Genomic DNA, 6866 nt, shown 5'->3' with positions numbered 1-6866 from the left:
GCAATAAAGTGTATATTTAGATTGACTTCTCCACGTGGCTAAATCCAATATAAATAAGATTTATTTCTATATGGAAAAGATATGGAGTTTCGCTATCTCAAGTATTTTGTGGCGGTGGCACAAACGCGCCATTTTACACGAGCGGGTGGAGTGGTTGGGATTGCTCAACCACCGTTGAGTCAGCAGATAAAGAAATTGGAGCACGAGCTCGATACGCTGTTATTCAAGCGTTTACCACGTGGGGTAGAGCTGACCGAGGCTGGGCAAATGTTTTATGTTGATGCGGTCACCATCTTAAATGATGTGGATCGAGCGAAGGCGAAAGTAAAACAGCTGGCGCGTGGAGAAAAAAATGAAGTACGGATGGGCTTTGCGACTTCGGTTGCGATGAATACCCAAATATTATCCCGAGTGCGGGAGATAAGGGACAGTTTTTCAAATGTGAATCTCACCGCGGTTGAGCAAGCGATGCCAGAGTTGGTTGAGCAGTTGAAAGCTAAGCAGTTGGATATAGCATTGGTGCGTTTACCTTGTTATGCCAGTGAGTCTTTAAAGCGGGTGGTTTTATTTGAAGAGCCTTTTGTCGCAGTGATCCCTTTAGGGCATCCCTTGGCTGAAAAAGATCGCCTTACTTTAGTTCAGTTAAAAAATGAGCACGTTTTGTTGTTTCCTCGTGAAACGGGGCCAGCATTGCATGATGGTATGAAAGCGCTGTTTGACGATGTGGGCATCCGTGTCGATCAACGTTTTTCGGCTCCACAGTTGAGGTCGATGGTTGCAATGGCTCAAGCGGGATTTGGCGTAGCTGTTGTACCCCAATCACTGGCTGAACATATCGATGATTCTGCCGTGATCACTCCCATCGAGGAGATGCCTTTTAACAGCCAAATTGCGGTGCTTTGGGAAGCCAGTAACTTAAATAAGCATGTGCTTAAGGTGGTAAAGGCATTAAGTCACCAAAAATAACATCCCCAGCATGATGATACTGGGGATGAAGCGTGCCAAAGTGGTAAGGTTAATCACGCTTACTTAGCGAGTTGAATGCAAAAACTCCACTGCTTTATCGGGATAGTCCGTAAATAAACCATCCACTTTGACAGTGTTGTAGAACACATCGAGCATCCCATCAAAGCTGTCGGCATAAGGTGCAATACGATCGGGTTCTGCGCGGAAGGTATAAGGGTGAACGATTAACCCTGCGGTTTTAGCGGCTTTCATCAATGGCTTGATGATGATGTTTTCTTTGGTTGAAGCATCGTCAACCAACATAGGTTTCCACGGGCCAATGCCATCGGCGTAGGTGGCGACTTGCTTCATGCCGTTTGCTTCGAACATCCAATCATAGCTGTATGGCTGTGCTTGGTCGCCATCATAGATCATGGTCTCATTCCAATCGGTGTAGGCCATCAATTGAACCAGTTTGAGGTCCATGTTCATTGCTGGAAGCAGTTCATCATTAATGCGTTTTAGCTCGATAGGATCAAAACATTGCAGATAAACGTTCGACTCTTGACTGTCGTAACCATATTCCTTCAGCATTTTCAGTACCGCTTTACTGATGTCTTTCCCTTCATGGCGGTGGAACCAAGGCGCTTTGATTTCTGGATAAATACCAATATCGTAACCGAGCGTTTTGTTCAGCCCTTGGATCAGCTCGATCTCTTCCGCTAAGGTTGGGACGGTGAAGTCTGATTTCCAAAGAGGGAAACGGTTGGGGAAACCAGCGGTTTTATTGCCTTTGTCATCGATATTAAAACCTTCAGTTACGCGCAGGCTTTTGATCTCTGCCAGCGTAAAATCGATGGCGTAATAGCGGCCATCACCACGTGCGCGGTCAGGGAAACGATCGGCAACGTCAGTGACGCGGTCAAGATAGTGATCGTGCAGAACCACCAATTGGTCATCCTTGGTCATCACGACATCTTGTTCAATAAAATCAGGCTTCATGCCGTAAGCAAGCGCTTTGGCTTCAAGGGTATGTTCAGGCAGATAACCGGAAGCGCCGCGATGGGCTATCACCAATGGTTCTGCTTGAACCCACGCCGAGCTGGCTAAAGTAGCTATGGAAAGTGCGAGTAGTGTCAGTTTCATATTGTTATCCTTAAAAATTCCCCCTGACGTTGCAGGGGGAGAGTTTTGATTCAAAGTGAACAGTGCGTAACGCAAATTCAACACATTTAGGTGTCAGATTTATGATGGCGTTGACGCTTTTTCTTCCGCAAGTCTGTCTTTTTCTTTATGGTGAGCACGCTCGCCAATGTAGGCATACAGCAGACAAAGGATAGAAATACCGCACGAAGCGACTAGGATCATAAAGCCGCCATCCCAACCAAAGTGGTCAACGGTGTAACCCAATACTGCATTTGCCGCTACTGCGCCGCCGAGATAACCAAACAAACCTGTTAAACCTGCTGCGGTACCTGCTGCTTTTTTCGGAGCCAGTTCCAGTGCGTATAAACCAATCAACATTACTGGGCCATAAATTAAGAAACCAATCGCAACAAGAGCCGCCATGTCGATACCTGGGTTACCAGCAGGGTTAAACCAGTAAATGAGTACCGCAAAAGTAACGAGAACCATGAATAAGATGCCCGCAGGTGCACGACGGCCTTTGAATACTTTGTCGGATATCCAACCACACAATAGCGTTCCCGGAATACCTGCCCACTCATACAAGAAGTACGCCCAAGAAGATTTATCAACGGTGAACTCTTTAGCTTCTTTCAAATAAACAGGAGCCCAGTCCAATACGCCATAACGAATGAGATACACAAAAGCGTTGGCAATAGCGATAGACCACAACAATTTGTTAGAGAAAACGTACTTAAAGAAGATTTCCTTCGCGGTCATCTCATTCTCATGAGATTTATCGTAGTCGTCTGGGTAGTCATCTTTATACTCTTCAATCGGTGGTAAACCACAAGATTGCGGCGTATCGCGCAGCGTCATCCAAATGAAAATGGCAACTAAGGTCGCAAAAAAGGCAGGAACGTAAAATGCGGCGCGCCAGTCATCGTTAAATGCCCAAAGACCAAATAAGAAAAGAGGACCAATTAAGCCACCGCCGACGTTGTGGGCTACGTTCCATACAGAAACAATTTCCCCACGTTCTTTACGTGACCACCAGTGAACCATGGTACGGCCACAAGCAGGCCAGCCCATACCTTGGAACCAACCGTTTAAGAACAGCAAAATAAACATCGCAGTAATGCTGCCTGTTGCCCACGGCATAAAACCGAAACAGAACATCACTAACGCAGACATTAAAAGACCTGCACTTAAGAAGTAGCGTGGGTTAGAGCGGTCAGAAACGCTCCCCATTAAAAATTTAGATAAGCCATAAGCAATCGATACGGCGGCAAGAGCTACCCCGAGATCACCGCGGCTAAAACCTTGGTCAATCAAATAAGGCATCGCCAAACTAAAGTTCTTACGAACAAGGTAGTAGCCTGCGTAGCCGAAGAAAATACTGATGAATAACTGCCAGCGCAAGCGGCTATAAGTGCTATCGAGCCGCTCAGTAGCGAGCCTCTCGATATGCGCTTGGGGTTTAAAGATACCAAACATAGTTGACCTCATTAATGTAGTGCGATGGTTCTAAAGCTCGAACGATAAAAAATGTTTCATTCGAAAGAGAACGGCATTGTCGTGTGCAACTGAATGTATTTCTGTGACAAATGTTACAAGGGAATTAATTTGTGCATAAAAACAAATGATTAGTTTTCATTTTTTCATGGTTAGTGCCATTAAATTGAGATGTAATCGTTTTCACTTTTGTTCGCGAGATGTTTGTTTTTGGTTGTTTTGTCGTCAATTAAATCGCAGATAAGGAAAGTTGGCAAAAATTGTTAAACCATGAAGTCACTCGAAACTCACTGTGAGTTCAATGATTCATATCCTTTTTGATTGGAAAGAGAGTGGCAAAATAAGCAAATAGTCCAGTATTCCTACCCAGATTTGACACTGTCTATTGATAATTCTTGCTAGCTTTGATTGGCAATTCATGTGTTACAGAGTGTCGTTCTGTGGCATTGATGCTAATAATACAAAAAGGAAGAATGATGAATAATTTTAATAAAGTCAGTGTATTGGGTTTGCTTTCATTGAGCGGATTGCTTTCTGCTCATGCACAAGCTCATGGTTGGGTTGAATTTCCGAGCGCGCGGCAAAATACCTGTTACTTAGATGGTGGTTTTTGGAGTAATACGATCCCTAATGCAGCATGCCAAGCGGCTTTTGATCAGTCCGGAGCTTATCCTTTTGTACAACGCAATGAAGTGGCGGCCAATGTGGCAAATTATCGTGACATGGCTCATGTTCAAGCTGTTGTTCGCGACGGCTTGTTGTGCTCCGCAGGCAGCAACGCGAAAGCAGGGTTAGATGTTGCTTCACCTCATTGGCAAAAAACGGCCGTGAATTTAGACGCTAATCAACAAATCGAATTAGTCTTTAATGCTACCGCGCCACATAACCCCTCTTATTGGGAGTTTTATCTCTCTAAACCGACTTATACCGGTGAGGCCCCATTAACTTGGGATGATCTGGATCTTATTGATACCAAAGGTAATATCACCGTGGGGACGGATAAAAAATATCGCATCAAGATTACCCTGCCCGCCGATAGAAGTGGTGATGCTGTGCTTTATACTCGCTGGCAACGTATTGATGCCGCAGGCGAAGGTTTTTATAACTGCAGTGATATTAGTTTTAGCGGTGGTGGATCAAACCCAACGGATCCGACAGACCCATCAGAACCTGCGCAGAATCTCAGCGATCTTGGTGGTTATCTTTCACAAGGTTTTGGTCCTGTTGAATCTGGCGATACGGTTCGTTTGCGTACCTTCGATGCCAATGGCAATGAAACGACCGATATCAGCTTAGCGATTTCAGCCAATAATACAGCAACGTGGCCAGCGGAAATGGCAGGTCAGTTTAACCAAGTAAAAAAAGGGGAGTGGTTTATTGGTATTTGGCACCAAGAAATGAATCACTATATGTACGATAGCCAGAATGTGTATGCTAACCGTGTGTTTGCTCCAAACGCGACTTACAGTTATCAGCTTTCTTTGCTAAAAGAGGAAACGCCACAGCCACCTGTTCCCGATAATGCTTGGAATGCGACTAAAATTTATACGTCCGGTGATGTCGTTATGCACAGTCAGCAAACTTGGACAGCGCAGTGGTGGACAAAAAATGAAGAGCCCGGAACTACGGGTGAATGGGGTGTATGGCGATAGTATTAAATAGCTATAGTATCGAGTAGTAAAAAGAGGCCATGGCCTCTTTTTACTCTCTAACTCTGGTTTAGTAATGAACCCTAGTTTAATAATGGCTTATGAGATGAGGTTATTCACACAATTTGCCTTGTTTTGCTGGTTGGGTTAACGAGTAATCACCTTCTAAACTGCGATAGATTATCGCATTCCAAATGCTGCCATCATCCATTTCAAATTCAATGGCATAATTCACCCCGTTAACCACTTGTGAGCGGACATCGATAATGTCTTTTAATTGTGCATTGCTCTCCATTTGTGCTAAAGCGCTCTTCAACGCTTCTTTAGCTTCGTCGGTAATTTCTATCGCTTGCCAACCTCCCGGCATCAACTCGCTTGCACAGATGGGTGACGGTACGGCATCTGTTTCCGTCACCATCACGGTGGGCTCTAGAGCCTTAGTACTTTCTGTTTGCGTTTGTTGATCACACCCCGCTAACGCGAGTAAACCAAATAGAGGTAAAAGAAATCGTTTCATTGAGTTGTCCTTTGTTTTTAGAAAAGCAGAAAGGGTTAATCTGAGGAGTTCATATTAACAATTGTGGTGTGAGGAGTCCGTCAAGCTCTGTTAGGTGCGTGATAAATTATGATGATATTTTCTGACAATAAAACGCTATTACTATTTCTTACCAATATTGTCAGTTTTTAACCATAAATAACAAAGCCATTTCAACGTTAGGCTAGGTGTGATGCACATAAAAAACGCATTACATGACTGTGTGTTTTTATGCCTAGAAAAGTGATCAAGGTTGCAGAGTTGTAATCTGAACGGCGATAAATTTTACAAATTGATTTCCATCAAAAAAGTGTGGTTTTTATGTGCTACTGTGCGCGCAAATAAAAACTATTACCCCGCCCTACAAAAAGGAAATCACAATGAACAAAACACTTTGCGGCCTTGCCGTGCTTTCTGCTCTTGTTTCTACGAATGTTTTTGCCCACAAAGAAGGTGACTTTATTGTGCGTGCCGGTCTTGCCGCTGTGGTGCCCAATGATAGCAGCGATGGTATTTTAGGCTCAAATGAAGAGCTTGCTGTGGACTCAAACGTTCAGCTTGGCTTAACAATAGGCTATATGATCACCGACAATATTAGCTTTGAAGTGTTAGCGGCTACACCTTTTAGTCATACTATTTCAACCAATCTTTTGAACTTAGGTGACATTGCTGAAACAAAACATCTACCGCCAACTTTTATGTTGCAATACTACTTTGGTGAAGCGTCATCGAAATTCCGTCCTTATGTTGGAGCGGGCATTAACTACACCATGTTCTTCGATGAAGGTTTTAACAGTACGGGAAGTGGTGCAACCTTAACGGATCTCAAACTCAAAGATTCTTGGGGTTTAGCGGCCAATGCTGGTTTTGATTATATGCTCAACGAACAGTGGTTTTTGAATGCGTCAGTTTGGTATGCCGATATTGAAACTGAAGCGACTTATAAGTTTGGCGGCATTGAGCAAAAAACCGATGTGACCATTGATCCTTGGGTATTTATGATAGGCGCTGGTTATAAGTTTTAGTGGTAGTAAGGTGATTAATAGAAGGCAGCGAGCGCTGCCTTTTTCAATTTCAAGCAAAAATTATATTGATAG

6 protein-coding genes are annotated in these 6866 nt (G+C 43.9%); 3 read left to right on the top strand and 3 right to left on the bottom strand.

All coding sequences use genetic code 11. From position 1 onward, the window contains the following. Positions 1–81 precede the first annotated feature (81 nt). The gene (locus tag B9J84_RS01650) at positions 82–966 is read left to right on the top strand and encodes a LysR family transcriptional regulator (protein WP_094123385.1); all 885 of its coding nucleotides are present in this window, start codon (positions 82–84) and stop codon (positions 964–966) included. A 63-nt stretch (positions 967–1029) separates the two neighbouring features. Here B9J84_RS01650 and glpQ read toward each other — a convergent pair whose 3' ends face one another. Both glpQ and glpT read right to left on the bottom strand, forming a co-directional pair. Next, entirely contained in the window at positions 1030–2091 is a 1062-nt protein-coding gene (gene glpQ, locus B9J84_RS01645) for a glycerophosphodiester phosphodiesterase (protein ID WP_094123384.1), read from the bottom strand. Between the two features lie 99 nt (positions 2092–2190). Next, positions 2191–3567 (bottom strand): glycerol-3-phosphate transporter, encoded by a 1377-nt coding sequence (gene glpT, locus B9J84_RS01640; RefSeq protein ID WP_026029046.1) that lies wholly within the window; start codon positions 3565–3567, stop codon positions 2191–2193. Positions 3568–4061: 494 nt separating this feature from the next. Here glpT and B9J84_RS01635 point away from each other — a divergent pair, with 494 nt between their 5' ends. Continuing rightward, positions 4062–5237: a lytic polysaccharide monooxygenase gene (locus tag B9J84_RS01635; protein ID WP_404206166.1), complete on the top strand. Its 1176-nt coding sequence runs from the start codon at positions 4062–4064 to the stop codon at positions 5235–5237. A 109-nt stretch (positions 5238–5346) separates the two neighbouring features. Here the strand turns inward: B9J84_RS01635 and B9J84_RS01630 are convergent, their stop codons facing one another. Continuing rightward, the gene (locus B9J84_RS01630; RefSeq protein ID WP_094123382.1) at positions 5347–5751 is read right to left on the bottom strand and encodes a cystatin domain-containing protein; all 405 of its coding nucleotides are present in this window, start codon (positions 5749–5751) and stop codon (positions 5347–5349) included. A 398-nt stretch (positions 5752–6149) separates the two neighbouring features. On the opposite strand from B9J84_RS01630, the gene ompW reads away from it, so the two are divergent. After that, the gene (ompW, locus tag B9J84_RS01625; RefSeq protein WP_094123381.1) at positions 6150–6794 is read left to right on the top strand and encodes an outer membrane protein OmpW; all 645 of its coding nucleotides are present in this window, start codon (positions 6150–6152) and stop codon (positions 6792–6794) included. Positions 6795–6866 lie beyond the last annotated feature (72 nt).

Origin of the sequence: Vibrio sp. V03_P4A6T147 (assembly GCF_002241085.1) — a bacterium.
GTDB lineage: Bacteria > Pseudomonadota > Gammaproteobacteria > Enterobacterales > Vibrionaceae > Vibrio > Vibrio anguillarum.
This window is presented reverse-complemented; position numbering and strand designations above follow the sequence as displayed.